Source organism: Streptomyces sp. NPDC006207 (assembly GCF_040613835.1).
Classification (GTDB): Bacteria; Actinomycetota; Actinomycetes; order Streptomycetales; family Streptomycetaceae; genus Actinacidiphila.
In genome coordinates this window covers 79,674-105,521 of record NZ_JBEXSX010000012.1, presented here as the reverse complement: position 1 = coordinate 105,521, position 25,848 = coordinate 79,674, and the positions used below count along the sequence as shown (strand labels likewise).

25 protein-coding genes and 2 pseudogenes are annotated in these 25,848 nt (G+C 74.4%); 10 read left to right on the top strand and 17 right to left on the bottom strand.

Annotated features, from left to right (window positions below; genetic code table 11):
- Positions 1-78 precede the first annotated feature (78 nt).
- On the bottom strand, positions 79-1,092 hold the full coding sequence (locus tag ABZ312_RS12580) for a thaumatin family protein (protein WP_500437562.1): 1,014 nt from the start codon (positions 1,090-1,092) through the stop codon (positions 79-81).
- A 210-nt stretch (positions 1,093-1,302) separates the two neighbouring features.
- Between ABZ312_RS12580 and ABZ312_RS12575 the strand changes: the two genes are divergently transcribed.
- On the top strand, positions 1,303-3,195 hold the full coding sequence (locus ABZ312_RS12575; RefSeq protein WP_500358866.1) for a sigma-70 family RNA polymerase sigma factor: 1,893 nt from the start codon (positions 1,303-1,305) through the stop codon (positions 3,193-3,195).
- A 273-nt stretch (positions 3,196-3,468) separates the two neighbouring features.
- Positions 3,469-3,975, top strand: coding sequence for a hypothetical protein (locus tag ABZ312_RS12570; RefSeq protein ID WP_500332275.1), 507 nt, complete (start codon positions 3,469-3,471; stop codon positions 3,973-3,975).
- On the opposite strand, the gene ABZ312_RS12565 is transcribed toward ABZ312_RS12570, so the two are convergent.
- The gene (locus ABZ312_RS12565) at positions 3,935-4,291 is read right to left on the bottom strand and encodes a LysR substrate-binding domain-containing protein (protein WP_500358865.1); all 357 of its coding nucleotides are present in this window, start codon (positions 4,289-4,291) and stop codon (positions 3,935-3,937) included. The genes ABZ312_RS12570 and ABZ312_RS12565 overlap by 41 nt on opposite strands.
- Here ABZ312_RS12565 and ABZ312_RS12560 point away from each other — a divergent pair.
- A complete protein-coding gene (locus tag ABZ312_RS12560; RefSeq protein WP_500358864.1) occupies positions 4,257-5,012 on the top strand; it encodes a hypothetical protein in 756 nt (251 codons plus the stop codon). The two genes, ABZ312_RS12565 and ABZ312_RS12560, sit on opposite strands and share 35 nt — an antisense overlap.
- A gap of 302 nt (positions 5,013-5,314) precedes the next feature.
- Here the strand turns inward: ABZ312_RS12560 and ABZ312_RS12555 are convergent, their stop codons facing one another.
- Complete coding sequence (locus ABZ312_RS12555; RefSeq protein ID WP_500358862.1) at positions 5,315-6,097, bottom strand: maleylpyruvate isomerase N-terminal domain-containing protein; 783 nt, start codon at positions 6,095-6,097, stop codon at positions 5,315-5,317.
- 180 nt (positions 6,098-6,277) lie between these two features.
- On the opposite strand from ABZ312_RS12555, the gene ABZ312_RS12550 reads away from it, so the two are divergent.
- Positions 6,278-7,177: a LysR family transcriptional regulator gene (locus ABZ312_RS12550; RefSeq protein ID WP_500437560.1), complete on the top strand. Its 900-nt coding sequence runs from the start codon at positions 6,278-6,280 to the stop codon at positions 7,175-7,177.
- 52 nt (positions 7,178-7,229) lie between these two features.
- Here the strand turns inward: ABZ312_RS12550 and ABZ312_RS12545 are convergent, their stop codons facing one another.
- Positions 7,230-7,988, bottom strand: coding sequence for an SDR family NAD(P)-dependent oxidoreductase (locus ABZ312_RS12545; RefSeq protein WP_500437558.1), 759 nt, complete (start codon positions 7,986-7,988; stop codon positions 7,230-7,232).
- A gap of 374 nt (positions 7,989-8,362) precedes the next feature.
- Complete coding sequence (locus ABZ312_RS12540; RefSeq protein ID WP_499509355.1) at positions 8,363-8,869, bottom strand: tetratricopeptide repeat protein; 507 nt, start codon at positions 8,867-8,869, stop codon at positions 8,363-8,365.
- Positions 8,870-9,140: 271 nt separating this feature from the next.
- Between ABZ312_RS12540 and ABZ312_RS12535 the strand changes: the two genes are divergently transcribed.
- The gene (locus ABZ312_RS12535) at positions 9,141-9,641 is read left to right on the top strand and encodes a lamin tail domain-containing protein (RefSeq protein ID WP_500437557.1); all 501 of its coding nucleotides are present in this window, start codon (positions 9,141-9,143) and stop codon (positions 9,639-9,641) included.
- 40 nt (positions 9,642-9,681) lie between these two features.
- Here the strand turns inward: ABZ312_RS12535 and ABZ312_RS12530 are convergent, their stop codons facing one another.
- Together ABZ312_RS12530 and ABZ312_RS12525 are read right to left on the bottom strand one after the other, a co-directional pair.
- Positions 9,682-10,668: an RNA polymerase sigma factor gene (locus tag ABZ312_RS12530; protein WP_500437555.1), complete on the bottom strand. Its 987-nt coding sequence runs from the start codon at positions 10,666-10,668 to the stop codon at positions 9,682-9,684.
- A 63-nt stretch (positions 10,669-10,731) separates the two neighbouring features.
- Entirely contained in the window at positions 10,732-11,490 is a 759-nt protein-coding gene (locus ABZ312_RS12525) for a hypothetical protein (RefSeq protein ID WP_500437553.1), read from the bottom strand.
- Positions 11,491-11,631: 141 nt separating this feature from the next.
- On the opposite strand from ABZ312_RS12525, the pseudogene ABZ312_RS12520 reads away from it, so the two are divergent.
- Positions 11,632-12,003: pseudogene (locus tag ABZ312_RS12520) on the top strand (leucine zipper domain-containing protein); the annotation flags it as partial.
- A 159-nt stretch (positions 12,004-12,162) separates the two neighbouring features.
- Here the strand turns inward: ABZ312_RS12520 and ABZ312_RS12515 are convergent.
- The 4 genes from ABZ312_RS12515 to ABZ312_RS12500 form a co-directional block, all read right to left on the bottom strand.
- Positions 12,163-12,954: a MerR family transcriptional regulator gene (locus ABZ312_RS12515; RefSeq protein WP_500437551.1), complete on the bottom strand. Its 792-nt coding sequence runs from the start codon at positions 12,952-12,954 to the stop codon at positions 12,163-12,165.
- Positions 12,955-13,187: 233 nt separating this feature from the next.
- Complete coding sequence (locus ABZ312_RS12510; RefSeq protein WP_500437550.1) at positions 13,188-13,847, bottom strand: class I SAM-dependent methyltransferase; 660 nt, start codon at positions 13,845-13,847, stop codon at positions 13,188-13,190.
- Between the two features lie 25 nt (positions 13,848-13,872).
- Positions 13,873-14,754 carry a diacylglycerol kinase family protein gene (locus ABZ312_RS12505; RefSeq protein WP_500332285.1) on the bottom strand — a complete coding sequence of 294 codons (882 nt, stop codon included), beginning with the start codon at positions 14,752-14,754 and terminating at the stop codon, positions 13,873-13,875.
- 54 nt (positions 14,755-14,808) lie between these two features.
- Positions 14,809-16,401, bottom strand: coding sequence for an FAD-binding oxidoreductase (locus ABZ312_RS12500; protein ID WP_500332286.1), 1,593 nt, complete (start codon positions 16,399-16,401; stop codon positions 14,809-14,811).
- A gap of 72 nt (positions 16,402-16,473) precedes the next feature.
- Between ABZ312_RS12500 and ABZ312_RS12495 the strand changes: the two genes are divergently transcribed.
- Together ABZ312_RS12495 and ABZ312_RS12490 are read left to right on the top strand one after the other, a co-directional pair.
- Entirely contained in the window at positions 16,474-17,073 is a 600-nt protein-coding gene (locus ABZ312_RS12495; protein WP_500332287.1) for a TetR/AcrR family transcriptional regulator, read from the top strand.
- Positions 17,070-18,650 (top strand): glycerol-3-phosphate dehydrogenase/oxidase, encoded by a 1,581-nt coding sequence (locus ABZ312_RS12490; protein ID WP_500437548.1) that lies wholly within the window; start codon positions 17,070-17,072, stop codon positions 18,648-18,650. Before ABZ312_RS12495 ends, ABZ312_RS12490 begins: the two co-directional genes overlap by 4 nt.
- Before the next feature lie 13 nt (positions 18,651-18,663).
- On the opposite strand, the gene ABZ312_RS12485 is transcribed toward ABZ312_RS12490, so the two are convergent.
- The gene (locus ABZ312_RS12485) at positions 18,664-19,290 is read right to left on the bottom strand and encodes a TetR family transcriptional regulator (protein ID WP_500332288.1); all 627 of its coding nucleotides are present in this window, start codon (positions 19,288-19,290) and stop codon (positions 18,664-18,666) included.
- A gap of 135 nt (positions 19,291-19,425) precedes the next feature.
- On the opposite strand from ABZ312_RS12485, the gene ABZ312_RS12480 reads away from it, so the two are divergent.
- Positions 19,426-20,004: an ATP-binding protein gene (locus ABZ312_RS12480; RefSeq protein WP_500332289.1), complete on the top strand. Its 579-nt coding sequence runs from the start codon at positions 19,426-19,428 to the stop codon at positions 20,002-20,004.
- A gap of 41 nt (positions 20,005-20,045) precedes the next feature.
- Entirely contained in the window at positions 20,046-20,885 is an 840-nt protein-coding gene (locus ABZ312_RS12475) for a thioesterase family protein (RefSeq protein WP_500332294.1), read from the top strand.
- 34 nt (positions 20,886-20,919) lie between these two features.
- Here ABZ312_RS12475 and ABZ312_RS12470 read toward each other — a convergent pair whose 3' ends face one another.
- From ABZ312_RS12470 to ABZ312_RS12450, 5 genes and pseudogenes are all read right to left on the bottom strand, one after another.
- Complete coding sequence (locus ABZ312_RS12470; protein WP_500332290.1) at positions 20,920-21,870, bottom strand: ornithine cyclodeaminase family protein; 951 nt, start codon at positions 21,868-21,870, stop codon at positions 20,920-20,922.
- Positions 21,867-23,000, bottom strand: coding sequence for an aminotransferase class I/II-fold pyridoxal phosphate-dependent enzyme (locus ABZ312_RS12465; RefSeq protein ID WP_500332291.1), 1,134 nt, complete (start codon positions 22,998-23,000; stop codon positions 21,867-21,869). The genes ABZ312_RS12470 and ABZ312_RS12465 overlap by 4 nt, the downstream gene beginning before the upstream one ends.
- Positions 22,997-23,644: a helix-turn-helix transcriptional regulator gene (locus ABZ312_RS12460; protein WP_500437545.1), complete on the bottom strand. Its 648-nt coding sequence runs from the start codon at positions 23,642-23,644 to the stop codon at positions 22,997-22,999. Before ABZ312_RS12460 ends, ABZ312_RS12465 begins: the two co-directional genes overlap by 4 nt.
- A 71-nt stretch (positions 23,645-23,715) precedes the next feature.
- A complete protein-coding gene (locus tag ABZ312_RS12455) occupies positions 23,716-24,570 on the bottom strand; it encodes a serine hydrolase (RefSeq protein WP_500437543.1) in 855 nt (284 codons plus the stop codon).
- 452 nt (positions 24,571-25,022) lie between these two features.
- Positions 25,023-25,646, bottom strand: a pseudogene (locus ABZ312_RS12450) (carboxypeptidase regulatory-like domain-containing protein); the annotation flags it as partial.
- Positions 25,647-25,848 lie beyond the last annotated feature (202 nt).

The window sequence follows — 25,848 nt, the reverse complement described above, 5'->3', positions numbered from 1 at the left end:
CGGGGCTGGGAGGACCCGGGCAGCCCGGCGGGCCTCGCCGAGCTGCGCCGTGCCCTCCGCCGCGTAGCGTGCCGCGGGCTACCCCGTGGTGCCGAAGGTCACCCGGTAGGCGCACCGGCCCTTGCACGCCATGGTCGCCGCGTCGTCGAAGGCGTACGAGTAGGCGTACGGCGCGGCGTCCTTGAAGACCCGGGTGTAGTCGACGGGCCATTTCGACGCCACGCAGTGCTCGCGGCCCGCCCAGGCACCGCGGCAGCAGTAGGCGTCGCCGCCGAAGGCCGCGCAGGGCGGCTTGCAGCCGATCACCTGCCCGCCGGCCTTCGCCTGCATGGCGGCCGGGCAGTCGACCGGCTCGGTGCACGCCCCGCGGTAGCAGCCGTCGGGGCTGACCGGGTCGCGGGTGGTGGTGCGGGAGATGTTGATGTACATGGGCAGGTTGGCGCCGTCGACCATGCTGACGTCGTAGAAGTCCATCCCCGCGTAGGCGTCGAAGCTGAACTCCCCCAGCGTGGTGGGCGGGTTGGGCCCGGTGCACACCGATGTGCAGTCCCCGGTACGGCAGGGCCCCGCGGCCGTGGAGTCGCAGCCCGTCCGGCCCCAGATGCGGCCGCCCCAGCCGTCCGGCACCGTGAGCGCGGTGCCCTGCCCGGGGGCGAGCCGGCGTCCCCGCGGATAGGCCGGCGAGTCGGTGACGACCGCCCAGACGGTTTCCTGGGTGCGGTTGACCAGGGTGATCAGCCGCGTGCCGGGCGGGGTGGCGGCGGACGTCCGTCGTGTCCCGGGGGTCTTCGTGGCGGTGGCAGCCGTGGGGCCGGGCGTTCCCGAAGGACGGGCGCTCGGTGAGGGGAGCGTGGCCGAGGGCGAGGGTGACACGGACGGAGGCGTCCCGCGGGAGGGGGCGGCGGACGTGCCGTGGGCCGTGGTGGCGCCGCGCCCGCCTTCGGCCGTCGCCCCGCCGGGCCGGAACGGTGACAGCGCGCCCCCGGCGATCAGCGCCGTGACCGCGATCCCGGCCGCCGCGAGCACCGCGACGGCCGCCCACCGTCCGCGCCCGGTCCTGGATCCGGTTCCGTGCCGGCTGTGTCGTGCCATTCTTGTGCCTTCCTCGTCCTCGCCTGGTGCGTACGCACGTATCGGGGACCGCCGGGGCCACCGGCGGACAACACAAATCCGCTGACGGACCCTGCGGGATTTGTGTTGTCCGGGCACGCGCAGCCCGTCTCCTGTAGGTGGAGGCATCGCGGTCGCCGGACGGCCGCGCGGTCGTGGACGGCGAGACCAAGTAGGGAAGAGTGGGGCCACATGCGCAAGACGCACCGGAGCGGACCCGGCGCCGGGGTGGTGGTGGCGGCACGCTCGGGCGACCGGCAGGCCCTCGACCGGCTGGTGGCGGAGTGCCTGCCGCTGGTCTACAACATCGTCGGACGGGCGCTGGACGGCCATGCCGACGTCGACGACGTCGTACAGGAGACGCTGTTGCGCATGGTGCGGGGGCTGTCGGAGCTGCGGGACCCGGCGGCGTTCCGGTCCTGGCTGGTGGCGATCACGATCCGGCAGGTCCGCGACCGTGAGCGGGACCGTGCCGTGGCCCGGCACCGCAGCGCCGGCCTGGAGGACGCCGAGCGCATACCGGACCCGGCCCTGGACTTCGCGGGGTTGACGATCCTGCGCCTCGGGCTCACCGAGCAGCGCCGTGAGGTCGCCGAGGCCACCCGGTGGCTGGACGAGGACGACCGGGAGCTGCTGTCGCTGTGGTGGCTGGAGGAGACCGGGGAGCTGGAGCGGGCCGACCTCGCCGCCGCGCTGGGCCTGTCGGACCGGCACGCGGCGGTACGGGTGCAGCGCATGAAGAAGCAGATGGAGGCCTCCCGCGTGGTCGTCCGGGCGCTGGCCGCGGCGCCCGGCTGCGGCGAGTTGCGGGCGACCGCCACCTGGGACGGCGTGCCGAGCCCGCTGTGGCGCAAGCGGTTCGCCCGGCACATCCGCGGGTGCGGTGTCTGCGGCGGGATGGAGGAGGGGCTGCTCCCCATGGACCGGCTGCTCAGTGGGCTGCCGCTGCTCGCGGTGCCGCCGGCGCTGGACCCGGGGCGGGTGGTCGCCGCGGTGACCGGGCAGGCCGGGACCGGGCCCGCACCCGTGCCCCGTCCGGCCGCCCGCGGCGCCCACCGGGCCACCGGCCGGGCCGCGTCGCGCGGGCTGCGGACCCCCGTCCTCGGCGGGGCGGCCGTCGCGGCGGCGGTGGCCGCGACGCTCGTCGCCACCCGGCTCCTGACCGGTCCGTCGCCGGCGCCGCAGGCGGACGCGCTCCCGGCGGCCTCCGCCCCGGCCGCCACGGAGACGGCCACGGCCTCGCCCCGCTCCCCCAGCCCGTCGCCCTCGCCGCGCCCCTCCAAGAAGCCCACGAAGAAGGCCCCGTCACCGAAGCCGACCCGGCAGGCACCCGTGGTGCGGGTCGCCTCGTCCGGCAAGAAGGGCGTCGGTGTGTGGACCTTCCCCGGCGTGGGCAGGGCCCTCACTTTGTCCGGTGCGAGTTGGTACTACACCTGGTCCACGGGCCACCAGGGCGTCGCCTCGCCGCCGTCGGGCCGCTTCGTCCCCATGATCTGGGGGCCCGCCTCCGTCACCGCGGACTCCCTGGCCCAGGCGAAGGCGCAGGGCCCGTACCTGCTGGGCTTCAACGAGCCCGACATGGCCCAGCAGTCGAACATGTCGGTGGAGCAGGCCCTGACCCTGTGGCCGCGGCTGATGGACGCCGGCCGGATCCTGGGCAGCCCGGCCGTCGCCACGAACGGCGCCACCCCCGGCGGATGGCTCGACCGCTTCATGTCGGGCGCCCAGGCCAAGGGCTACCGCGTCGACTTCATCACCCTGCACTGGTACGGCGGCGACTTCCGCACCGCGGAGGCCGTGTCGCAGCTGACGTCCTATCTGGAGGCGGTCCACCAGCGCTACCACAAGCCGATCTGGCTGACCGAGTACGCCCTGATCGACTTCTCCCACGGCACCCGTTTCCCCACCCCGGACCAGCAGGCCGCCTTCGTCACCGCCTCCACCAAGGCCCTGGAGGCGCTGCCCTACGTCCAGCGCTACGCCTGGTTCGGCCTCGGCGCCGACCCGGCCGAACCCAGCAGCGGCCTGTTCACCGACGGCACCCACACGACCCCTGCGGGCCGCGCCTTCCAGGCGGCGGGCTGATCCGCCAGACGCGATGGGCCGCGCCGGCGACCAGGGGGGGGTGGGTGGTCGCGGCGCGGCCGTACTGCTCGGGTTCCCGGGTGGGGCGGGTTCATGCAGCCGGTTCCGGAAGAGGGAACCTCTGCCCGGGCGGGCGGCGTTCCGGGCGGCGGGCGTGCCCCGGCTCCGGTGGCGCGGTGCGGGGTCCGGCGCCTTACTGGAAGGTATGCACGCGACAACCGGCACTCCCTTCCCCCGGCGCGACGGCGCGCCCGACCGTGGCGCGGTGATCCGGTGACGGGCCGCAACGGTTTCGGACCCGTGCACGGGGTGCTGTGCGGGGCGGCCGCGGGCGCGGCGGGCACGACGGCGCTCAACACCGTGGGCTACCTGGACATGCTGCTGCGCGGCCGTGCCGCCAGCTCGGCCCCGGCGACCACCGTCGAGCGACTGTCCGAGACCACGCACGTACCGATCCCCGGCGACGACGCCGCCCGCCGCAACCGCATCTCCTCGCTGGGCGCCCTCACGGGCATCGCGGCCGGGGCGGGCATGGGCGCGACGCTCGGGCTGGCCGTGGGCTGCGGCTGGCGCCCGGCGACGGCCGTGCTGACGGCGACGGCGACCGTGGGAGCGCTGATCGGCACCAACGGCCCGATGACCGTGCTGCGCGTGACCGATCCGCGCACCTGGTCGCGGTCGGACTGGATCTCCGACCTCGTGCCGCACGTGGCGTACGCCCTGGTCACCACGGCCGTCCTCACGGGGCTCCGGGCGGGACGCGTACGAACCGGCCGATGAGCGCCAGCAGCGCCGTGAGCGCGGCGCCGGGCCGGCGCACCGAGGAGTAGGCGACCCCCAGCGACCACTCGAGGGGTCCGCCCGCGACGGGGCGCACGCACACGCCCGGGTCGTCCGCGGCGACCGCGAAGGACGGCATGATGGCCACGCCGAGGCCCTGCCGGACGTAGTCGGCGGTCATGGTGATGTCGGTGACCTCGATGACCACGAAGCGCTCCAGGCCCGCGGCGGCGAACGCCCGGTCGACGACCAGGCGGTTCCCGAAGCCCACGGGCGAGTCGATGAAGGGCTCCCCCACCAGGTCGGCGAGGTCCACCGCGGATCCGGCTCCGGCCGGGTACGCGGGCGCGCCGCTGCGCACCCCGTACCTGGTCTTCCTCGGGCTGCTGCTGCTCGCCGCCGCGGGTGTGGCGCTCGTACCGGAGACCGTGGAACGGGCCGAGGAGCGACCCGCCTACCGGCCGCAGCGCGTCACGGTCCCCCCGGCGGCCCGCCCGGCGTTCTTCGCCGCCTGCGGGGCGACCCTGGCGGCCTTCGCGGTGCTGGGCCTGTTCACGTCGGTGGGGCCCTCGTTCGTCGCCGGTACGCTGCACCACCCGTCGCGCGCGCTGGCCGGTCTGGTGCCGTTCCTGGACTTCGGTTGCGCGGCCGGCGCTCAGGCGCTGCTGCTGCGGGTCAGCGCCCGGCGCCAACTGGCGACCGGCCTCACCTCGATGGTGGGCGGACTGGCCGCGGTGACCGCGGCCGTGTGGCTGCCGAGCTTCGGTCTGTTCCTGGCCGGCGGCATGGCCGCCGGCGCCGGTGCCGGGGTGCTCTTCAAGGGCACCGTGTCCACGGTCGTCTCCCTGGCGGAGCCGCAGCGCCGCGGCGAGGCCCTCGCGGGCCTGTTCCTGGCCGCGTACATCGGCCTGGCGGTGCCCGTCCTCGGGCTCGGCGTGGGCACGCTGTACGTCTCGCAGCGGCTGGCGCTCCTCGGCTTCGCCGCCGTGCTGATCGCGATCTGCGCGATCGTCAGCCGCCGCCTCCTGCGCCGCTGAGGACCGCCGGGAGCGGCCGGTGGGCCCCGCGGAGATGCGGGAGCCCGCCCGGTCGCCGGGGCCGACCCGCCACCAGGTGCGGGACCGTTCGCTGTCGCCGGAGTGACCCACTTCGCGTCGTCGACGACGGAGCCGTCGCAGACCCGGTGGACATCGAACTGTTGCCGGCCGCACTCGCATCGTCCGTACGTCTCCGAGGTCAGACCGCGACGAAGCTCGTCCCCTTCTCGCCCATGAGGGTTTCGGCGATCAGAGCCCGCAGTCGACCGGCTGTCCCGCGTCCCGCCTTCGCCGCGCAGCGGTCAGTAACCCGGGAAGAGCGCGCGCAGGTCGTCCAGGGTGACGCCGTCGCGGGCGGTCACTGCGTCCCGGGGGCGGTTGCGGCCGTAGACGAGGCGGAGCACGGCCTCGGACGGTCCGGACACCGCGCCCGAGGGTTCGGCCCCCTCACAGGGGAGGATGTGCAGCTCGGAGCCGAGGGCCAGGCACAGGGTGCGCGCGGGGTCGGTGAGTTCCACCGCGATCTGGCGCGGACCGAGCCGGGTGAGGGTGTCCCCGTCGCGGCTGCGCGAGGCGACCATGTCGACCCGGTCCCACAGCAGCGCCACCTCGGATGCCGGGATGGCGGCGGCCTCGTCCAGACCCACCTCCACGTCCCAGGTGTGCACGGACTGCTCGGACAGCCAGTAGCCGGTGAAGTCCGTGAAGCCGACCGGACCGGTGAAGTACGGCACCGTCACCGACGCGCGCACCCCGGCGTCGAAGGAGTCCAGCAGCCGCAGCAAGCCGGATTCCGCCTCGTGCCATGCGTCGCGCTGCGCGACCGGCCTCAGGGGGATCCACCGCTCGTACACGTCGGTGATGTCCTCCCGTGAGGGTCTGGTGGGGTCCCCGGTGAGACTGCGGCGCACGGCCGCGGTGCACAACTCGGCCCCCGTGCCCAGGTGGACCAGCACCTGGGCGATGCTCCAGCCTTCGGCGAACGAGGGCCGGAGCAGTTCCTCACCGGTGAGGCCGCCGACCGTGGCGCCCAGGCGCCGCGAGACCGTGTGCATCGCCGCCAGTCGGACGTCGCCGGTGTCCATGGACTGCCTCCTCACGAGGTCGCTCCGTACGGCCGGGAGGTCGTGCGCCCCCTTCCCCCCAGGCAACCTCGCGCGCCCCCCGGTCCCAAGCGGGTGGCCATGCGCGCCCCCGAAGGACGCCATAAGCAGCGCTTCTGCCGGTTCGTGGCAGGGGCGCGGACGGCATGGTGCGATGGGCTCATGGACATGCGGGAGCTGCGCGCGTACATCGCGGTGGTCGAGGAGGGGGCATGGTCGGCGGCGGCACGTCGGCTGCACCTGAGCCAGCCGGCCCTGTCCCAGACCATCGGCGGACTGGAACGGCACCTCGGAGTGAAGCTGCTCGTGCGCAGCAGCACCGGGGTACGGCCGACGGACGCGGGGGCGACCCTCCTCGGGGAGGCGCGGGCCGTGATCGCCCGGCACGACCAGGCGGTGCGGGCGATGGCGCGCCACACGGCCGTGGGCGGCGGGGTGCTCCGGATCGGCATCCCGCTCGAACTGCCGACGGGACTGCTCGTCGCCCCGCTCGCGGAACTGGCCGAGGATTTCCCGGAGACCCTGGTGCAGGCCCGGCACCTGTCCACGGCGGAGCAGCTCGCCGCGCTGCAGGCCGGGGAGCTGGACGTGGCGCTGCTGCGGGAGCGGCCCGCCGGGCCCGAGTTCGACGCCCAGCTCGTCGTCCGCGAGCGGCTGGGCGTCCTGCTCGCGGCCGAACAGGCCGCGGAGCTGACCGGCCCGGACGGCATCGCGCTGGAAGCCCTCGCGGGCCTGCCGTGGGTGGGCTTCCCGCGTTCCGGCAGCCCCGCCTGGTACGACGAGCTGACGGCGATCCTGCGCAGTCACGGTCTCGACCTGGGCCCCGACGCCCCCGAGGGGCAGAAGCTGATCGCCGAGGTGAAGCTCGCCGCCGTCAGCGCGGGCCACGCCTTCGCGCTGGCGCCGCCGGACTGGGCGCAGCCGATCCCGGAGAACGTCGCCTGGTCGCCCCTGGTGGGCCACCCGCTGATCCGGCGGACCTGGGCGGTGTGGCCGGCCACCTCCCGGCGGCGCGACGTGGGACGGCTGATCGCCGCGTTCGAACAGCCCGCGGGGGCCTGAGGGCCGCGCGCGGGGGCACGGCCTCAGGGTGCGGCGATGCCGCGGACGGAGGTCAGACCGCCGTGCGCCCGCCGTCCACGGGCAGCACCACGCCGTGCGCGAAGCTCGCCGCGTGGCTGGCCAGATAGGCGATGGCCTCGCGATCTCCTCCGGTGCCGCAGGCCGCCCGGCCTGCGGCACCGGAGGCGAGCGCCGCGAGGTCATCCGCCATCCCGGAGGTGCCCTCGGTCCGGGTCGGCCCCGGCTCCACCGCGTTCACCCGGACCCGGCGCGGTCCATACTCGGCCGTCCACGACTTGGTGAGCAGGTTCAGGGCCGCCTTGCTCGACCCGTACAGCGCCATGCCCGCGGCGCCGTAGTCGGCGACCATGGTGCTGACGTTGACGATCGCGCCGCGGCCGCGGCCGCGGCCGGCCATCGCGGGCGCGAGTTCGGCGACCAGGTAGAACGGCGCCTTGACGTTGAGGGCGTAGACGGTGTCGACGTCGCTCTCCGGTGTCCGCTCCGTCGGCCCGAACGGGTAGACGCCCGCGTTGTTCACCAGGATGTCGACCCTGCCCCCGCCGAGCGCCACCGCCTCGCGGGTGAGCGCTCGGACCGACCGGGCGTCCCCCAGGTCGCCCGCGACGAAGTCGGCCTTCCCGCCGCGCCCCCTGATCTCGGCGACCACGGCCTCGCCCCGTCCGCCGTCACGGCCGGCGACCAGTACGTGCGCGCCCCGCCCGGCGAGCGTCACCGCGGTCGCCGCGCCGATCCCGCTGGTCGCCCCGGTCACGAGGGCGACGTCGCCGCCCAGGTCTGCTGAAGTCATGTTCCAACCCTGTTCTCTTCACCGAGCGCTCTATGCGCCGTGCCGAATTCCGGATGATCACGTCGCGCATCGAGGCACGTTGCGATCGCCTGGAAGAGCACGGGGAGAACACCGGCGACTCCGGGGTGCCCATCGGCGGATGCTATGACCGGCATCATCGCCGCCTGCTGCGCTGTTTCCGCCGCCCGGCGCCGGGTTGGCCGGTGTCTCGGCGCCGCTCCCGTGAGCATCGACGAACAGGAGCCGATCAGAACCGTCGGCCTCGCCCTGTGGCACGGCATCACCACCCCACGTCGACGGGGGCCTTCAACGACGTGCCGGTGGCGGACGTCCGTTCCGGCATGCGGCACGAGGGAGCCGCGCCCGCCCAGGGTTCACAAGGTGGCGTCGAGATCCTCGGCGTAGTAGGCGACGGCCTGCCGGTAGCGTGCGATGTCCGGATCGGAGCTGCTGTCCGCCAGCAGCGTCAGCAGGAGCCGCATCGCCTCGCGGTGTCCGCCGGTGTTGTACAGGGCCATCGCCAGGAAGGTCCGCAGCGCGCCGTCGTGGGGGAAGTCGATGAGGGCCACGCGCAGCAGGCGGACGGCCTCGTCGTACCGCCCGAGGATCCGGTAGGTGCTGCCCAGGCCCAGCAGCGCGCCGCGCCGGTCGTCCTCCGACAGCCCCGTTCCGCGCAGGGCCTGCTCGTAGAAGGGCACCGCCTCCGCCTCCAGGCCCAGTACGTCGTGCGCCCACGCCGCCTGGTAGGCCACCTCCGCGTCCCCCGGGAACCGCTCCGCGAGGGCGACCAGCCGCTCCCTCGCCGCCTCCGCCTCCCCGCGCTCGCGCAGCCCCACCGCGGCGGCCAGCAGTTCGTCCCGCCCGTGATCGTTCTCGTTCATGCGCACATCCTGGCAGCCCCGCGCCGCGGCGGTGCACGACCCCGGCACCAGCGACTGCCTGAAGGAATACGCCCGTTGTCGACCGGTTGCTTCGCTTCGGACGCCACGTCACGGAAAGCCCCGCTCCGGGTTCACCTGGAATGGTTTGATACCTCGCAAGACGCGCCGACGGGGGCCGGAGACCCGGCGCAGGCAGGCGGGGCGGCGCGCATGGTTCGCGCTCCCGGCGGGGCGGAGCGCGCGCGGCCCCGTCCCAACAGGGGGGATTCCCATGACCAAGCACGTCCGTATCCGCGTGGCCGCGTTCGCCGCGGCCTGTGGGACCGCCGTCCTCACACCGGTCCAGGCGCACGCCGCGGAGTACAGCTCCGCCCTCAAGATCCGCGGTGCGCAGTACGACGCGCCCGGCCGGGACTCCAACAACTGCTCCTCCGGCAACACCCGCGCGGAGTACCTGACGATCAAGAACTACTCGGCCGCGGCGGCGGTCAACCTCAAGGGCTACGTCGTCAAGGACGCCACGGGCAACCGCTTCGTCTTCACGGCGAACCACTACCTCCAGCCCGGCGACTACGTGAAGCTGCGCGGCGGCCGCGGAACGGACTCCGACAAGAACAACGTGGTCTACCGCGCCAATTGCAACTTCATGTGGAACAACGACGGCGACACGATCTACCTCTACAAGCCCTCCGGCAGCCGCTCCGACGTCCACGCGTACACCAAGCGCGGCTCCGACGCGGACGGCGACGGCTACATCCGCTTCCACAGCTGAGGCGCGGCCACCCCGCCCCGGACGCCCGCCCCGGCCCGGCTCACGCGGCCGCGGCGCCGGGTACGGGCACGGGGCGGGGGTGGTGCAGGCGCAGGCCGTTGACCCGGCCCGTGGCGTCGTGGGTCATCAGCCAGGCGACGGCGGGTGGGCAGTGCCCCGGGTTGTCCGGCGGGTTGACGATGTCCATCTCCCAGACGGTCAGCGAGCGCCCGGCGACGGCGTGCACGAGGCGCTGGCGGACCCCGGCGGTCAGGTCGGAGTCCATGCCGCGGATCAGCAGGCCCCTGCCCCCCACCCGCTCCCTCCCGCTGAACAGGCCGACCTCGGGTGACCAGCGTTCCCGCAGGAAGCCGGCGAAGTGGCCGCGTTCGGCCGCGGCCAGGGTCTCGTGGGCCTCGGTCCTGCTGGCCCTGGTGCGCCGGGTGCTGTCGTCGTGGGCGCCGTCCGCGGTCTCGGCGAGTGCCTGGGCGAGCTTGGCCCGGGCCTGGCTGAGCCGGCTGCGGACGGTGCCGACGGGAAGCCCGCAGGCCGAGGCGATCTGTTCGTACGAGCTGACGCCGGTGGTGAAGTGGCGCAGTACCAGCGGCAGCCGCAGCGTCGGGGAGAGCTGCTCGATGGCCTCCCAGATCCAGTCCCGCAGCGCGGCGGACTCCAGCCACCGCTCGGGTCCTGAGTCCGCCGCGCGCAGGACGAGGTCGTCGACCGGGCTGGTGGGGGCCGTGCCGCGCAGCAGGGAGCGGGCGTTGTTGCGGACGATCATCCGCAGCCACGGCCCCACCGCGGCGGGATCACGGACGTCGCCCACGCGGCGCAACGCCGTCAGCGCCGCGTCCTGCAGCACGTCGTCCACGTCGGGCCCCGGGCCCAGGACGCTCAGGGCGACGGCGCGCATGCCGGCCCGGTGACGCTCCAGGAGGAGACCGAGCGCCGTGACGTCACCCGCCTGCGCGGCCCGGGTGAGCGCCACGTCCTCGGCACGGGCTGCCACGGATTCGTCCAGGCCCATCGCGTCCCTTCCGGCGTTCATCCCTCTCCAGCGGATGTTACGGCGTCACCGCGGCCATCCGGAAACGCCTCCGCACGGGAGGCCTCAGGGGCCCGCCGGGGGAAGCACCGCCGCACGGCGGCACACGACCGACCAGGTGGCCTGTGCGGGATCGGCGCCCTGCGGCAGCCGGCGGGTTCCGGAGAGGAAGGTCACCGTGCGCCGGCCCTCCAGGTGGCACCAGACGGACATCTCCGACGGGCCTCCGGCCACGGGCTGCTCGTAGAAGTACCACCGGGTGGTGACGTGCCGGTCCTCGCCGAGGAAGGGCTGCTGCAGGAAGCGCTGGGCGCCCGGGGGCAGGTTGCCGAGGAAGTCCCGGGCCTCCCTGGTCAGCTCGGGTTCGGCGCCCTCGGCGTCGGGTGCCGCGGGGGAAGGCGTGGGCGCCGCCCGTCCTGAGAGCAGCGAGGCGGCGGCCCCGAGACCGGCGGCGCGTGCCGTGGGGGTCGCCGGGCCGCTCCGGAAGGGCCGGGTGACGAAGGAGTCCGGGTCGAGCCGCAGGGTGCGCACCGAGAGGCCCGGGCCCTCGGCGGGCTCCGCCACGCCGAGGCCCTCGGTGCCGAGCACCACGGCCTGGACCCCGCCGCCGACCGCCGCGTGCGCCCACCACTCCAGGACGGTGCCCGTCCCGTGCGCCATGCGCGCGCGGACGTATGCGGGCAGCAGGGCCCAGTAGTGGTGCCGGTCGGGTCCCGGGGAGACGCTGAGATCACCGGGCCGGTGCAGCCGTCCCCGCGGCGCTCCGGCCGCCCCGCCCGGACCGCGTGAGAGCGGGCCGTCCGGCCCTCGCGACATCCCGTCCATCGGTCTCCCTCCCGCAACCGGCCGACGTTCCAGCCTAGGTGTATTGATCACGAGCGTTGTTGACACCGGTCCGGGCTTGATCAAGGCGAAGACCTCCGGTGTGGTGGAGCTGTCTAGGACCGCACCACACCGGAGGTCTTCGTGTCCCACCGTAATGCCCGGCTGACCGTTCATGGCAGGCGGCTGCTGGTCGAGCGTGTCTGCTCGGGCCGACCGGTCGCTCATGTCGCGGCTGAGATGGGGATATCGCGCGCCACGGCTCACAAGTGGGTCCGCCGCTGGCGGGTCGAGGGCGACGCCGGCCTGCACGACCGTACGAGCAGGCCTCACACCGTCCCCCACCGCACACCGGCCGCCATGGAGGCCCAGGTCTGTCACCTGCGGACCACTCGTAAGTTCGGTCCGGCACGGATCGGGCCGATTCTCGGGATGCCGGCCTCGACAGTGCACCGGATCCTGACCCGGCACGGCCTGCACCGGATCGCCTGGATGGACCGCACCTGGGGGCACCTCCCAGCGGAGCTGGGGGAGCCGCTGGGCCCGCCCTTCGGGCGGTGGGGGCACCTCGCTGCGTTGTCGGAGTCGTCCACGTACGTCCAGTACGAGGCCGATCCTCCGCCTTGCGATAGCACGCACCAGCCGCCACGAGCCCCGCCCTCCGGGCGGACGGCGCTATTTGTCAGACACGCCCCAGTCGGCCTCGCGAACCTCCTCCACGTACCGCAGCAGGGCCCGCATCCGGTCCGGGGGCCACGGCAGGTTCCGCGCGAGTTCCTCCCCGCGCTCGTCCCACAGCCGCCGCGCGGCGGCCCGGGTCGCCTCGCCGTCCTCACCCGCGGCGTGGAAGCCGCTCCCCACGGCGTCCCAGCGACCGACCAGGGTCCTGACCTCCGGGTCGTCGGCGGGCGTGCCCGCCTCGACGTGCGACAGCAGCGCCTCCACGAGCCCGGTCCACTCGGTCCTCGCGGCCTCGACGCCCTCCGGGCCGATCTCGGCCCGTCGTGCGGCCAGTTGCTCCCGCTGCCCGGCGGTGAAGTGGGTCTCGAACACGGACATCAACTCCAAGGTCGTCATGAACTGTTCGGGATCGGGCATCGACGTCCCCTCGATTCGCCCGAGGAGCCCGCGGAGCTGCGCGGTGAGCTGGCGGATCCGCGCGGCGTGCGCCTCCAGAGCGGACAGCTGTGCGGTCAGCAGGTCGCGCATCGACCCCAGGTCCTCCCCGCTGTCCGCGAGGACGCGCTGGATCTCGTCCAGCGGGAGCCCGAGCGCGCGCAGTGCCCGCACCCGGTAGAGCCGGCGCACGTCCCGCTCGGTGTAGCGGCGGTGTCCGGCGGCGGTGCGTGCACTCGCCCCGAGCAGGCCGATCTCGTCGTAGTGGCGCAGCGTGCGGATGGTCGTGCCGGTGGCGCGGGCCACCTCGCCGATGCTCCACAGACGCCGGTCGTCGTCGTTCCCGATCACGCCGACAACGCTATGACCTCCCGTTACGGCCGGTTCAAGCCCGCCGCGCGGGCTCTGGCAGGATGACGCGGTGGTCGGCTTCGCCGGCGAGCAGGTCGAGGCCGACCACAACGAGCCGGACGAGCTCTCGCTGACGTGGAACAGCGTCGACCCGCGCCGCCTTCCGACGCCCTGGACGAGAACGGACTGGACATCGGTCCGCCCGCGGGGTGACGCAGGAAGGGGCCCGGCCGTCAGGGGCGTTCGGGTTTCTCCGCGAGGAACGTGGCGACGGCGCGCTTCGTGCCCGCACCGGGCTCCTGCACCAGGCGTGCCGTGACGGTGAGACCGGCCTCCTCGAGCAGCGCGGCGATCCGCGGGGCCGGCAGCATGTGGAGCCCGTACGAGACCGGGTGGCCGCCGTACGCGTGCTCCGGGCACAGGTGCTCGTCCTCGCCCACCCAGCCGGCGAGCATCAGGTGGCCGCCGGGTGCCAGGACGCGGCGGAACTCGGCGAAGACGACGGGCAGCAGCTCGGGCGGCGTGTGGTGGGTGGAGTAGTAGGCGAGGACGCCGCCCAGTTCGCCGTCGCCGATGTCGAGCGCGGTCATGGACCCCACGGTGAAGCGCAGGTGCGGGTGGGCCCGCCGGGCCAGCTCGACCATGCGCGGCGACAGGTCGACCCCGTACGCGCGCACCCCCAGCCCGGCGAGGTGCGCCGTCACGTAGCCGGGGCCGCACCCCAGGTCCGCCAGCGGGCCCCGGCCGGCCGTGCGCACGGTCTCGGCGAAGGCTGCCAGCATGGCGCGGGAGAGCGGGTCGAGTCCGTCCGGGGTGCTGACCTGTGCGGCGTAGTCGGCGGCGACGGTGTCGTACGACTCCCGGACCGCGGCGAGGTAGGCGTCTTCGGGCACCGGGCGAGCCTACCCACGGCGGGGATCAGCACAGCACGCGGAGTGCGCCCGGGCGGATCCGCGCGGTGACCGGGAGGGCGGCCTCCACCTCGCCGTCCGCGCCGTACGGGATCGCGCGGTCGGCCTCGATGCGGATCTCCTTGCCGCGCACGATCTCGACCTCGGGGCGCTCCACGTGCGCACCGGTCTTGAGTTCGTTCATCAGCGCGAAGAAGAGGCGGCGCGGCGCGTCGTGGATCATGACGACGTCGAGCAGCCCGTCGTCGACCCGGGCGCCGGGCGCGATGGCCCGGCCGGATCCGTAGTAGCCGGAGTTGGCGGCGACGACGGTGTAGCCGCGGCGTTCGTGGACGACTCCGTCGACGGTGACGCGGTAGGCGGCGGCACGCCAGCCGGCCACCGCGCGCAGCCCGCCGGCGTAGTAGGAGGCCGGGCCGCGCAGCAGCCGGGCGGTGTTGGCGTGGTGGTTGGCGACCGCGTCGACGCCTGCGTAGACGCTGCCGAGGACGACGGTCCGGTCGTGGACCGCCGACTCGACCTCGATGGTGTCGACGGCGCGCGGCTCGTCGCGGAGCAGGATCCTGGCGAGTTCGGCGGGCCCGGAGGGCAGGCCGAGGGCGCGCGCGAAGTCGTTGCCGCGGCCTGCGGGGACGAGGCCGAGGACGGTGCCGGTCCCGCTGAGGGCGCCGCCGATGCCGCCCACGATGCCGTCACCGCCGACGGCCAGGACGACGCGGCCGCGCTCGCCGGCCCGGCGCGCCAGGTCCTGGGCGTGCCGGAGGCTGTCGCTGCACACGGTCTCCAGCTCCGCGCCCGCCTCCCGCAGCAGCTTCGCCAGTGGGAGGACGGCTGCCGCCCCGGTGGATCCCCCGGCGGTGGGGTTGACGACGGCCGTGAACTGTCGCATGGGTGTGCCTCCGGGGACGGCGGATCGGCGGGACGGCGGGACGGCGGGACGGGGTCAGCGGGTGGGCAGCAGGATGCCGGGGTTGAGGAGCCCGTCGGGGTCGAGCGCGTCCTTGACGGCGCGCAGGGCCTCGATGCCGAGCGGACCCGCTTCCCGGACGTACCAGTCGCGGTGGTCGGTGCCCACGCCGTGGTGGTGGGTGATGGTGCCGCCCGCGGCGAGGACGGCCTCGTTGGCGGCCTCCTTGGCGGGGGTCCAGTGCGCCACGGGGTCCTCGCCCTGCGCCGAGACGACCGTGAAGTAGAGCGAGGCGCCGTTCTCGTAGACGTGCGAGATGTGGCACATGACCAGCGGCGGGGTGCCGGCCGCGGCCAGCGTCGCGGTGAGCGCATCGCGCACGGAGTCGTACAGCTCGGGGATCCGGGACCAGAAGGTGGCGGTCTCCAGGGTCTCGGCGAAGGCGCCCGCGTCGAGCAGCGAGTCCCGCAGGTAGGGGGCGGAGTACCGGCCGTGGGCCCAGCGCTCGCCGGGCTCCTCGCCCAGGTACGCGCCGCCGCACTCGCGCAGTACGGCCGCGGCCTGCTCCCGGCGCAGGGCGGTGTCCTCCGCGGTGCCCTCGTAACCGGCGATCGCCGTGCAGCCCGCGGACGCGGCCCCGTCCGAGCCGATCGCGTCGGGCTGGGCGAGGCCGACCATCGTCTCGGTCTCGTCGGACAGGCGCAGCACCGTGGGGCGGGGGCCGTCCTGGGCGAGCCGGCGCAGGGCCGCGGCGCCCTCGGCGAAGGAGGCGAAGCGCCAACCCTCGTAGACCTTGACCTGGGGAAGCGGGCGGATCCGCACCGTCACGGAGGTGATGACGCCCAGCGCGCCCTCGGAGCCGAGGATCAGCTGGCGCAGGTCGGGGCCGGCCGCGGAGCGGGGGGCGCGGCCGGCGTCGAGGGTGCCCCGCGGGGTGGCGACGGTCAGACCCAGCACCATCTCGTCGAAGCGGCCGTAGCCCGCGGAGGCCTGGCCGCTGGAGCGGGCGGCGGCGAATCCGCCGATGGTGGCCCACTCGTAGGACTGGGGGAAGTGGCCCAGGGTGAAGCCTTGTTCGGCCAGGAGCGCCTCCGCGTCGGGGGCGCGCAGCCCCGGCTGCAGGATCGCTGTCCGCGAGACGGGGTCCAGCGACAGCAGACGGTTCATGCGGCGCAGGTCCAGGGCGACGAAGGGGCGCCGCCCCTGCGGGGCGAGGCCCCCGACGACGGAGGTGCCGCCGCCGAAGGGGACGACGGCGAGGCCGTGTTCGGCGCAGACGGCGAGGACGGCCAGGACCTCGTCGTGGCCGGCGGGCAGCACGACGGCCGCCGGGGTGTCGTCGACGTCGCCGCCGCGGATGCGCAGCAGGTCGGGGGTGGACTTGCCGCGCGTGTGGCGGATCCGGGTCTCGGCGTCCGTGCGCACGTGGGCCGGGTCGCCCACGCAGTCGGCGAGGTCCTGCCGGGCCTCGTCGGTGAGGGGGGACCCGGGTACGGCGACGTCCTCCAGGGCGGCGGGTTCCGCGCCGCGGGGTTTGACGCCCAGCAGATCGCGCAGCAGGCCGATCACGGTGTCGGGCAGCGGGGCCGCTTTGGCCGGGTCGCCCCAGCCGCTCCACAACATGTCCACGGGCTCGTCCTCACCGGTCGTTTCTGGGGGTGCCGTCTCCTGCGTCCCCCACAGGGCGTTACACTGTGACACATGGCGCCTATTCGTCACAACAGCTCGGACAGCGACCCGGTGCTCGACGCGGTCCGCGACTGCGTCCTGGCCGTCGGCGTCCGCCGCACGACCCTGACCGACGTGGCCCGCCGGGCCGGCGTGTCCCGCATGACGCTCTACCGGCGGTGGCCCGACGTGCGCACGCTCGTCGGCGACCTGATGACCCGTGAGTGGGTCTCGGTCGCGGTGGACGCGATGCCCGAGCGGCACGAGGGCACGAGCATCCGGACGTACATGGTCGAGGGATTGGTGGCGGGGGTGCGCGCCTTCCGCCGCCACCCGCTGTTCGTCAAGATCCTCGACGTCGACCCTGAACTGCTCCTCCCCTATGTGCTGGACCGCCGCGGCGCCAGCCAGGACGCACTGCTGGAACGGATCGCCGGCGCCCTGGAGGAGGGCCACGCCGACGGCTCGGTCCGCGCCGGTCACGTCACCCGGCAGGCCCGTTCCGTGCTGCTGGTCGTCCAGTCGTTCACGCTCTCGTTGCGCACCATGACCGACGAGGACGACCCCGACCTGACCTCCGCGGCCTTCCTCGGGGAGTTGCGGGACATCCTGGAGAGGACCCTCGCCCCATGAGTTCCACGAGCCCCATGAGTTCCATGAACAGCCCGGCCCCCTCCCCCGCGTCCTCGCTCAGCGCCGCGCGGCGCGCCCGCGAACTGGCGGAACTGGCCGCCGGCGAGCAGGTGGACGTCCTGGTCGTGGGCCTCGGCGCCACCGGCGCGGGCGCGGCCCTCGACGCGGCGTCCCGCGGGCTGTCGGTCGCCGCGATCGACGCCCACGACCTGGCCTTCGGCACCTCCCGGTGGAGCTCCAAGCTGATCCACGGCGGCCTGCGCTACCTGGCTTCCGGCCAGTTGGACGTCGCGTACGAGAGCGCGGTGGAGCGCGGCGTGCTGATGGAGCGCACCGCCCCCCACCTCGTCCGCGCCCAGCCCTTCGTGCTGCCGCTGACCCCGCTGGTCTCGCGCGGGCAGGCCGCACTGGCCTGGTCCGGTTTCCGGGCCGGCGACGCGCTGCGCCTGTCGGCGCGGACGGCGCGGGCCACTCTCCCGGCGCCGCGCCGGCTGTCCGCGGTGGAGACCCGGCACCTCGCCCCCGCCCTGCGCACCGCGGGGCTGCGCGGCGGCCTGCTGTCCTGGGACGGCCAACTCGCCGACGACGCCCGCCTGGTGACCGCGATCGCCCGGACCGCCGCGGCGCACGGGGCGCGTGTCCTGACGCGGGTGCGCGCGGTCTCGCTCAGCGGCTCGGGCGCCGTCGTACGCGACGAGCTGACCGGCGAGGAGCACACGATCCGGGCCCGTGCGGTGGTCAACGCCTCCGGCGTGTGGGCGGGCCGCCTGGTCGACGGCGTACGGCTGCGTCCGTCCCGGGGCACGCACCTCGTGCTGCGCTCGGAGGGCCTCGGCGGCCTGCCCGCAGGCCTGCACATACCGATCCCCGGGGAGTCCAACCGGTTCGTGCTCGTCCTGCCGCAGGGCGACGGCCGGGTGTACGTGGGGCTCACCGACGAGCCGGTCGACGGAGCCGTCCCCGACGTGCCGGAGGTGCCCGAGACGGACATCGGCTTCCTGCTCGACGTGCTCGGCACGGCGCTCGACGTCCCCGTCCACCGCGACGACGTGGTGGGGGCGTTCGCCGGACTGCGCCCGCTGCTCGACACCTCCGCCGATGGCTCGGGCCGTACCGCCGACATCTCGCGCAAGCACGCGGTGCTCACCTCCGCCGAGGGCGTGGTGACCGTCGTCGGCGGCAAGCTGACGACCTACCGCCGCATGGCCCAGGACGCGGTCGACGCCGCCGTCACGGCCCGCGGGCTCGGCACCGCCCCCTGCCGCACCACGTCGCTGCCGCTCGTGGGCGCCGCAGCGCCGCACGTGCTCACCGGCCTGCGGGCCCCGCGCCGCCTGGTGCAGCGCTACGGAACCGAGGCCCCCGCCGTGCACGCCCTCGGGGCCGCCGATCCCGCCCTGCGGGAGCCGGTCGTGCCCGGTCACCCCGTCACGCGCGCGGAGTTGGTGTGGGCCGTACGCCACGAGGGGGCCCTCGACACCGGCGACCTCCTCGACCGGCGCACCCGCGTGGGCCTCGTCCCGGCCGACCGCGAGACGGCGCTGCAGGCGGCGGAGGAGGCACTGGCCGGGGCGTGAACCCGGCCCGGGGTCACGGGACGGCGGCGGCCCCCGGGGCGCGGTCCGGGGCACGCCAGCCGGCTTCGAGGCGGTCCAGGAGCGTGCGGAACGTGGGGTCCACACGCTCCTCCTCACCGTCCGCGAGGAATGCGAGCAGGAGTCCGAAGACGGCGTCCACCAGGAGGGATGCCTCGATGCGCGCACGCTCCCCTGCCATACCCAGGCCCTCGAAGACAGGGGCGATGAGCTCGGTCCACTCGGTGACCAGTCCGTACATGTGGGGGCCGTGGCGCTCGGGTCTCAGCATGGCGGCGGCCATCATCTCGAAGTACAGGGGCAACAGCGCAAGGCGCTCGGGGCTGCGGATCTCCCGCCACAGCGCCTCCGCCAGGCGTCGCATCCCCTCCGCGTCCCGGGGCGTGCCGGCCACCGCGAGGACCTCGCGGAAGCGCAGGATCGGCCGGCTCGCGTCCAGGGCGAGTGCCTCGGCGACCAGGCGTTCCTTGCTGCCGAAGTAGTAGAGGAGCATCCGGTCGCTGGTGCCCAGCGCCTTGGCCATCGGCCGCAGGGAAAGATCCGCCAGGCCGTGCGCGACCACGTACTCCCGCACACGGTCGAGGAGTTCCCGCCGCTTGTCGGCATCGGCCCGTCGCGGCATGACACTCTCCCGAAGTCCGCATTTATCACTTTTGCCAGCGTATTTACCGTAGCACCCGCTACATGTATATTTGATAGACGTAGCGGGTGCTACAGGAAAGACTCTCGCGCCTCACACTCCCGACAGCGGAAGGGAATGATCACCATGGCCGCCGCCCAGGCCATCGGCACAGACGGGACGCGCACCTCAGCGTCCTGGCTCGCCCGGCAGCTCAGGCTGTGGTCACGCACCCTGGAGCCCGTGCGCCCCCTGCACGCTCCGGCCGGACGCGCCTCCGCCCGGGACGCCTCCTGGCCGCTGGAGCACGAGCTGGCCTCGGTGGGCCGCGCCCGCAGGCTGGCCACGGCTCAGGTGCGTTCATGGGGCCTTGGCAACCTCGCGGATACGGCGGAACTCCTGGTCAGCGAACTGGTCACCAACGCCCTGCGGCACGCACGCGGTCCGGTGCGGATGAACCTGCGCGTCGCGGAGGGGCACCTGCGGTGCGAGGTCGAGGACATCAGCTCCCGGGCCGCGGTCCGGCGCGTCACCGACACCGATGCGGAGGGCGGGCGCGGCATGGAGATCCTGGACCTGCTCAGCGACGCCTGGGGCTCGGACCTGACGGCGACCGGCAAGACGACGTGGTTCGAACTGTCGCCGGCCGCCGCCTGGCAGGACGCCCGCGAAGCCCCCTCCCACCAGTGCCGTGACACCGGACTTACCCACCAGTAGCCTCTACTGCGTCGTCAGCGGGCGGGAGAGCAGCGGTGAGCATGCCGGACCATAGTGATGTCGAGGCCTTCTTCGAGCGGGTGGCGGACGAACGCTTCGTCCCGACCGGGTACACGCGCGGCCCCTGGGACGCCGCGAGCCAGCACGCCGGGCCGCCCGCGGCCCTGCTCGGCCGCGCGGTGCAGACGCGTCCGGGCGCCCGCGAGGACATGCGCCTGGTCCGGATCACCTTCGAGATCCACAGCCCGGTGCCGCTCGCCCCGCTCACCGTGACCACCCGCGTGCTGCGCGAGGGGCGCAGTGTGGAACTGGTCGAGGCCTCCCTGTCGCCCGACGGGGGCGCTCAGATCATGCGGGCGCGGGCCCTGCGCATCCGCACCGCGCCCGGCACCGTCCCCGCCGCGGGCCCCACCACGGATCCCGGCGCCGCCGCGGAACCCGCCGTTCCCGGACCCGCGCAGGCCCGCCCCGAGCCGTTCTTCCCCGTGCCGTGGGACACCGGCTACCACACGGCCATGGAGACCCGCTTCGCCGCCGGTTCCTTCCTCGACCGCGGCCCCGCCACCTGCTGGCTGCGGATGCGCGTCCCGCTCGTAGCGGGAGAGAAGACCGCTCCCCTGGACCGTGTCCTGGTCGCGGCGGACTCCGGCAACGGCGTGAGCAACGTGCTGGACTTCTCCGAGCACCTCTTCGTCAACCCCGACCTCACCGTCCACCTCCACCGCCACCCCGCCGGCGAGTGGGTCTGCCTCGATGCCCGCACCACCGTCGACCCGTACGGCGTGGGCATGGCCGAGGCCTCCCTCCACGACGAACAGGGCCCCATCGGCCGCAGCGTGCAGAGCCTGTTCGTCGCCCCGCGTCGCGGCGCCTCGGCCTGACCCCGCCCCGGGGAAGCGGTCGTCCGACGGGACGTCAGCCGAGGAGCTCCCGGACCACCGCCGAGGCGACGGCGGCGTCGAGGGCCCCGACGCCTGTGAGGTCGGCGATCGTCACAGTGGCGTCCGTGCGGTCCCTGCGGTCCGGAGGGGTGCGGAGCAGGGCCCCGAGGGGGACGTCGGCGTCGTGCGGGACCGCGCCCGCTCGGACGGCGTGCGCGAGGTCGCCGTGGTGGAGGCACTGTTCGTGGTCGTCCGTGGCGATGACGGCGGCACGGGCGAAGAGCGCGGGCGGCAGCTCGTTCTTGTGCGGCATGTCCGCGCCGACGGCGGTGACGTGCGCGCCGGGGCGGACCGCGTCGGCGTCCAGCACCGGGGAGGTGGCGGGCGTGGCGGTGACGACGATGTCGGCGCCCGCGGCCTCCGCGGCGGAGGCGGGGCCGGCGCTCAGCCCGTGGGCCGCCAGGTGCTCGCAGAGGGCGGCCGCCCGGCCCCCGTCGCGGCCGTGGACGAGGACCCGGCCGACGGGGCGCAGCATCGCCAGCCACCGCACCTGCAGCCGGGCCTGCTCGCCGGTGCCGAACACCCCCACGCTGCGGGCTTCGGGGCGGGCCAGGGCGTGGCCGGCGAGGGCTCCGGCGGCTGCCGTGCGCCAGGCCGTGAGGCATCCGCCGTCGTCGAGGACGGCGCGGACCCGGCCGGTGTGGGCGCTGATGACGCAGACCAGGCCGTGGTTGACGGGTGCGCCGCGCTCCGGGTTGCGGTAGAAGCCGGAGGCGATCTTCACGGTGAAGTCGTCGGACCCGTCGATCCAGCCCGTCTTCACGTGGCAGTCGCCGTCCGCGGCGGGGAACGTGAGATGGGTGGGCGGCGGCACGGTGGTGCGGCCGGCCGCGTGGGCGATCAGCGCGGCACGGACCGCGTCCAGCACCAGCGCGGGCCGCGCGGCGGCCTCGATCTCCTCGGGGCCCAGGACGGGGACGGTCATCGGCGCGCTCGCAGCCAGCCGGCGAGGGCGTCGAGTCCGGGGGCCGGGTCGCGGCGCCCGACGCCGACACGGAAGCGGTCGGCGGGCGTATCGGTGAGCTCGGAGCGGAAGATGCTCGCGGGCAGCAGCAGGACCCCGGCCTGCTCGACGAGTTCGGTGCAGAAGCGTTCCACGCCGTCGGCGCCGAGGTAGCGGGGGTAGGCGACGCAGCCGCCGTCCGGGGCGCGCCAGCTGAACAGGTCGTCGAACTCGGCGAAGAAGGCGTCGAAGAGCGGGAGGTTGGCGGCGATCAGGGCGCGGTTGCGGTCCAGGATCCGGTCGCGGGCCTTGAGGGCGATCCGGGCGAGCACCTCGCTGGGCGCGGCGTTGCAGATCGTGGTGTAGTGCTTGGCCCGCTCCAGGCGCGAGCGCAACTCCCGGTCCCGGCAGGCGATCCAGCCGATCCGCAGCCCGGGCAGGCCGAGCGCCTTGGACGTGACGTTCAGCGACAGCGCCCGTTCCGACAGGTCGGCGGCCTGGGGCAGGGTGCGGGCCGGGTCGCGTTCGAGGCCGCGGTAGACCTCGTCGCTGAACAGGTGGATGCCGCGCTCGTCGCAGAGCTCGGCCAGGCGCGCGAAGTCGGCGGCGTCGATGACCTTGCCGGTCGGGTTGTTGGGGAAGTTGACGGACACGACGCGGGTGGTGGGGCGGAGCGCCGCGGCCACCCGGTCCACGTCCAGGGCCCAGTCCCGCTCGGGGTCGAGCGGCACGCCCGTCACCTCGCACAGGGAGAGCGGCACGGTCTCCGCGGCCTGGTAGTTGGGGGTGACGACGACGGCGTGGTCGCCGGGGCCGAGGAGCACCTGCATCGCGAGGTAGAGCGCCTCCTCCGCGCCTGCGAAGCAGATCACGTCGTCGGCGCCCGCCCGTTCGTACGTTGCGGCGATCGCCTCGCGCAACCCGGGGTCGCCGAAGGTCCGGGTGTAGCCGAGGGAGAGCGTCTGCCAGGCGTGCCGGTCCTCGGCGTCTGCGAGTTCCAGCAGTTCGGGGAGGGTCATGGTCTGCGCGTCCGAGGCGGTCAGGTGATGACGGACGGTGAACTCCCAGCGGGAGAAGTACGTTTCCAGCCGGAAGTCGGGAAGTCGGCTCACGGGCGCTTCCTCTGCGCTTTGAGGTCGGCGAGCAGGGCGTAGACGGTGGAGCGGGACGCCTGCAGGGCGCCGGCCACGACGGGCACGGCGCGGCGCATCGTGAACACCCCGGCCCGGTCGAGCTCCTCGAGGATCGCGAGGCGGTCCTCGCGGCCCAGGCGGTCCACCGGGCAGCCCCGGTCACGGGTGTAGGTGCCGACGGTCCGCTGCACGTGCTCGGTCCAGTCCTGCTCGAAGAGCGGCTCCGGGTGCGGCACGGTGGGCGCGGCGAAGGCGGAGAGCACCGAGGCCGCCTGCTCCAGCGGGGTCCGGTCGAGGTTGACGCACAGCACCGCGGAGGGCCGGCCGTCGCCGTCCCGCAGGACCGCGCTGACGGACGAGAGCCGGCGCCCGTCGGCGAGCAGCTTCTCGTACGGGCCGTACACGTCGTGCGCCGACGGGTCCAGCCGCTCCAGCTCGCCCAGCAGCGAGGGGTCGCCGGCGGTACGCCGCGACATGGGGTTCCAGATGCCCAGCACGCGGTCGTCGGCGACGTCGTGCAGGACCACCTCGGCGTACGGGCTCAGCAGCAGGGCCACGGCCTGGCAGACCGGGGCCCACTGCCGTACCCGGGGGTCGTTCTCGTCGAGTCGCGCCTTCTCCATGGCTGGACTGTACGTCCATCCTGGACATTCAGTCCAGCCCCTGCGCGGAGGGGCGCACGACACGGCCTTGCCTAGGCCGCGTCGAGGTCCTGGTGGATCGCGCGGGAGACGCCCTCGACGGTGGCGATGCCGGAGGCCATCGTCGCGTCGCCGTCGGTGAGGACGGTGATGCTGTAGTCGTGCCCACCGCCGGTGAAGGCGCCCAGGCTGTGCACCCGCCAACCGTGGGTGGCGCGGGAGAGCCAACCGTTCTTGACGTGGACGACCGCGGAGTCCGGAGCGCCCGCGGGGGTGCCCCAGCGCTGGGAGGGGACGACCTCGTTCATCAGCTTGAGGGCGTAGGCGCGCACGTTGTCGCCGAGCACGGCGTTCGGTGCCGTGAGCAGGTCCATCAGCTTCTGCTCATCCCCGGCGGTGATCTGGGTGAGACCCCAGGCCCCGGCGCCGCCCGGCACCGTGTGGCTCATCCCCGCGGCGGACAGGAAGTCGTTGACCTTGGCGACGCCGAGCTGCTTCCACAGCGCGGTCGTGGCGTCGTTGTCCGACTTCGTGATCATGGCGGTGGCGAGCCCGGCCTCACGGGAGGTGAGGTGGCGGTGGTGCTGCTGCACGTCCCGCAGCAGGGTCGCCAGGACGGTGACCTTGACCGTACTGGCGGAGTCGAAGTGCTGGTCCGCGCGGAGGGTGCACGACGTGCCGGTCGCGCGGTCGTGCACGGACACGGCCGTACGGGCGGTGCCGCCCTCCAGCGCCGACGTGATGTCCCGCTGCAGTTTCGCGGCCAGTCCGGGCGCCGCCGAGCTGCAGCTCACCTGGGGCGTCGCGGCGGCGGCCTCCGCCGTCGCGGCTCCTGCCGCCACGGGGACCGCCACGCCTGCGAGGACCGCGGCGGCCAGGGCGCGCCGGGATATTCGGGTATGACCCATGTCACTCCGTCCATCGGGTTGCTGCCGGCCGGGCTGACTGCCCAGTGTGGGCGGACGGTTGGGCAGGACGGGATGTGACGTCGGCTACGTCCGGCCGGGGCGGCGAGGACCTCGGCAGGCGCTGCGCGGCCACGTCCCCGCGTGGCCGGACGGTTCACGGGGAAGCCTTCGGGGACCGTCGCGCGGCCGTGACGCGACGCCGTTCCGCACCGCGGTCTTGGCGTGCCCGATGCCCCAAGTGCGGTGACGCGACGCGCCGTTGTCGGCCGGCCGGCCAGGCGGAGGCGACCGTTGCAGGCCGTTGCCGCCACCCGGGAGGGCGACCGCCACTCTGGTCGCGGACGGCCTCCTGGGGGCGGTCCCGCATCGGGCCTCGCGGCCCCGCCCGAACCGTACCGATATGACCTGGATGTGATGAAGTTCGCACCCGTCCGCACAGAGGGACGACCGCGTCATCCCTCGGGGTGGTTGAGTTCGACGTCGAAGCCGTCCTGGTGGCCGGCCGTGGCGTCGTTGCCGACGGTGACCTGGGTGGCCACCGGCGGGTAGCCGCTGGCGACCAGCGCGTACTCGCCGGCGTCCAGGTCGCCGAAGGCGTAGGCCCCGTCGGTGCCGGTGGTGGCGGTGGCGGTGGCGGTGGCCAGCAGGTTCCCGGCCGCGTCGATCAGGGTGACGCGGGCCTCCGGCAGTGGTGTGCGGGCGGTGCCGCCGAGGACGGTGCCCTGCAGGCGGGCTCCGGTGCGGAGCGGGACCTCGACGTGGGTGGGGCCGTTGCCGGCGACCTCGACCGGCAGTGCGGCCGGCCGGTAGCCGGTGGCGTTGACGGCCAGGGTGAAGTCGCCCGCGGGCAGGTCCTGGAAGCCGAAGGTGCCGTCCTGGCCGGTGCCGCCGGTGGCCAGGACCACGTCGTAGGGGACGGGCTCCTCGCCGACCACCACGGTGGACGCCTGCGGCTGGTGGCCGTCGGCGGCGGCGACGAGCACGTACGAGCCGGCGCCGGGCGCGGTCAGCGTGTAGCCGCCGTCGGCCCGGGTGGAGGCGCGGCCGAGCTGCCGGCCGGTGAGCGATATCAGGGTCGCGTCATCCAATGACAAACAAGTCGGATGAAGACACACATGACGGCGATGGCGGAGGTCGAGCCGTGGCACGCCGCCGGGTCGACGAGATCGCCGCCCGTGACGCCATTACCTCCGGCGTCATCGACCGGCCCGCACGGGCCCGGCAGGATCAAGGACGTCCGGCAGGACGGACACGGGACACCACTCACCACGACCCCAG

Excerpts from the sequence above, each read along its gene's own strand:
- ABZ312_RS12580 (WP_500437562.1), bottom strand. The coding sequence starts at position 1,092 with ATGGCACGACACAGCCGGCACGGAACCGGATCCAGGACCGGGCGCGGA.
- ABZ312_RS12575 (WP_500358866.1), top strand. The coding sequence starts at position 1,303 with ATGCGCAAGACGCACCGGAGCGGACCCGGCGCCGGGGTGGTGGTGGCG.
- ABZ312_RS12560 (WP_500358864.1), top strand. The coding sequence starts at position 4,257 with ATGAAGGGCTCCCCCACCAGGTCGGCGAGGTCCACCGCGGATCCGGCT.
- ABZ312_RS12555 (WP_500358862.1), bottom strand. The coding sequence starts at position 6,097 with ATGGACACCGGCGACGTCCGACTGGCGGCGATGCACACGGTCTCGCGG.
- ABZ312_RS12550 (WP_500437560.1), top strand. The coding sequence starts at position 6,278 with ATGGACATGCGGGAGCTGCGCGCGTACATCGCGGTGGTCGAGGAGGGG.
- ABZ312_RS12545 (WP_500437558.1), bottom strand. The coding sequence starts at position 7,988 with ATGACTTCAGCAGACCTGGGCGGCGACGTCGCCCTCGTGACCGGGGCG.
- ABZ312_RS12540 (WP_499509355.1), bottom strand. The coding sequence starts at position 8,869 with ATGAACGAGAACGATCACGGGCGGGACGAACTGCTGGCCGCCGCGGTG.
- ABZ312_RS12535 (WP_500437557.1), top strand. The coding sequence starts at position 9,141 with ATGACCAAGCACGTCCGTATCCGCGTGGCCGCGTTCGCCGCGGCCTGT.
- ABZ312_RS12530 (WP_500437555.1), bottom strand. The coding sequence starts at position 10,668 with ATGAACGCCGGAAGGGACGCGATGGGCCTGGACGAATCCGTGGCAGCC.
- ABZ312_RS12525 (WP_500437553.1), bottom strand. The coding sequence starts at position 11,490 with ATGGACGGGATGTCGCGAGGGCCGGACGGCCCGCTCTCACGCGGTCCG.
- ABZ312_RS12505 (WP_500332285.1), bottom strand. The coding sequence starts at position 14,754 with ATGCGACAGTTCACGGCCGTCGTCAACCCCACCGCCGGGGGATCCACC.
- ABZ312_RS12495 (WP_500332287.1), top strand. The coding sequence starts at position 16,474 with ATGGCGCCTATTCGTCACAACAGCTCGGACAGCGACCCGGTGCTCGAC.
- ABZ312_RS12490 (WP_500437548.1), top strand. The coding sequence starts at position 17,070 with ATGAGTTCCACGAGCCCCATGAGTTCCATGAACAGCCCGGCCCCCTCC.
- ABZ312_RS12485 (WP_500332288.1), bottom strand. The coding sequence starts at position 19,290 with ATGCCGCGACGGGCCGATGCCGACAAGCGGCGGGAACTCCTCGACCGT.
- ABZ312_RS12480 (WP_500332289.1), top strand. The coding sequence starts at position 19,426 with ATGATCACCATGGCCGCCGCCCAGGCCATCGGCACAGACGGGACGCGC.
- ABZ312_RS12475 (WP_500332294.1), top strand. The coding sequence starts at position 20,046 with ATGCCGGACCATAGTGATGTCGAGGCCTTCTTCGAGCGGGTGGCGGAC.
- ABZ312_RS12470 (WP_500332290.1), bottom strand. The coding sequence starts at position 21,870 with ATGACCGTCCCCGTCCTGGGCCCCGAGGAGATCGAGGCCGCCGCGCGG.
- ABZ312_RS12460 (WP_500437545.1), bottom strand. The coding sequence starts at position 23,644 with ATGGAGAAGGCGCGACTCGACGAGAACGACCCCCGGGTACGGCAGTGG.
- ABZ312_RS12455 (WP_500437543.1), bottom strand. The coding sequence starts at position 24,570 with ATGGGTCATACCCGAATATCCCGGCGCGCCCTGGCCGCCGCGGTCCTC.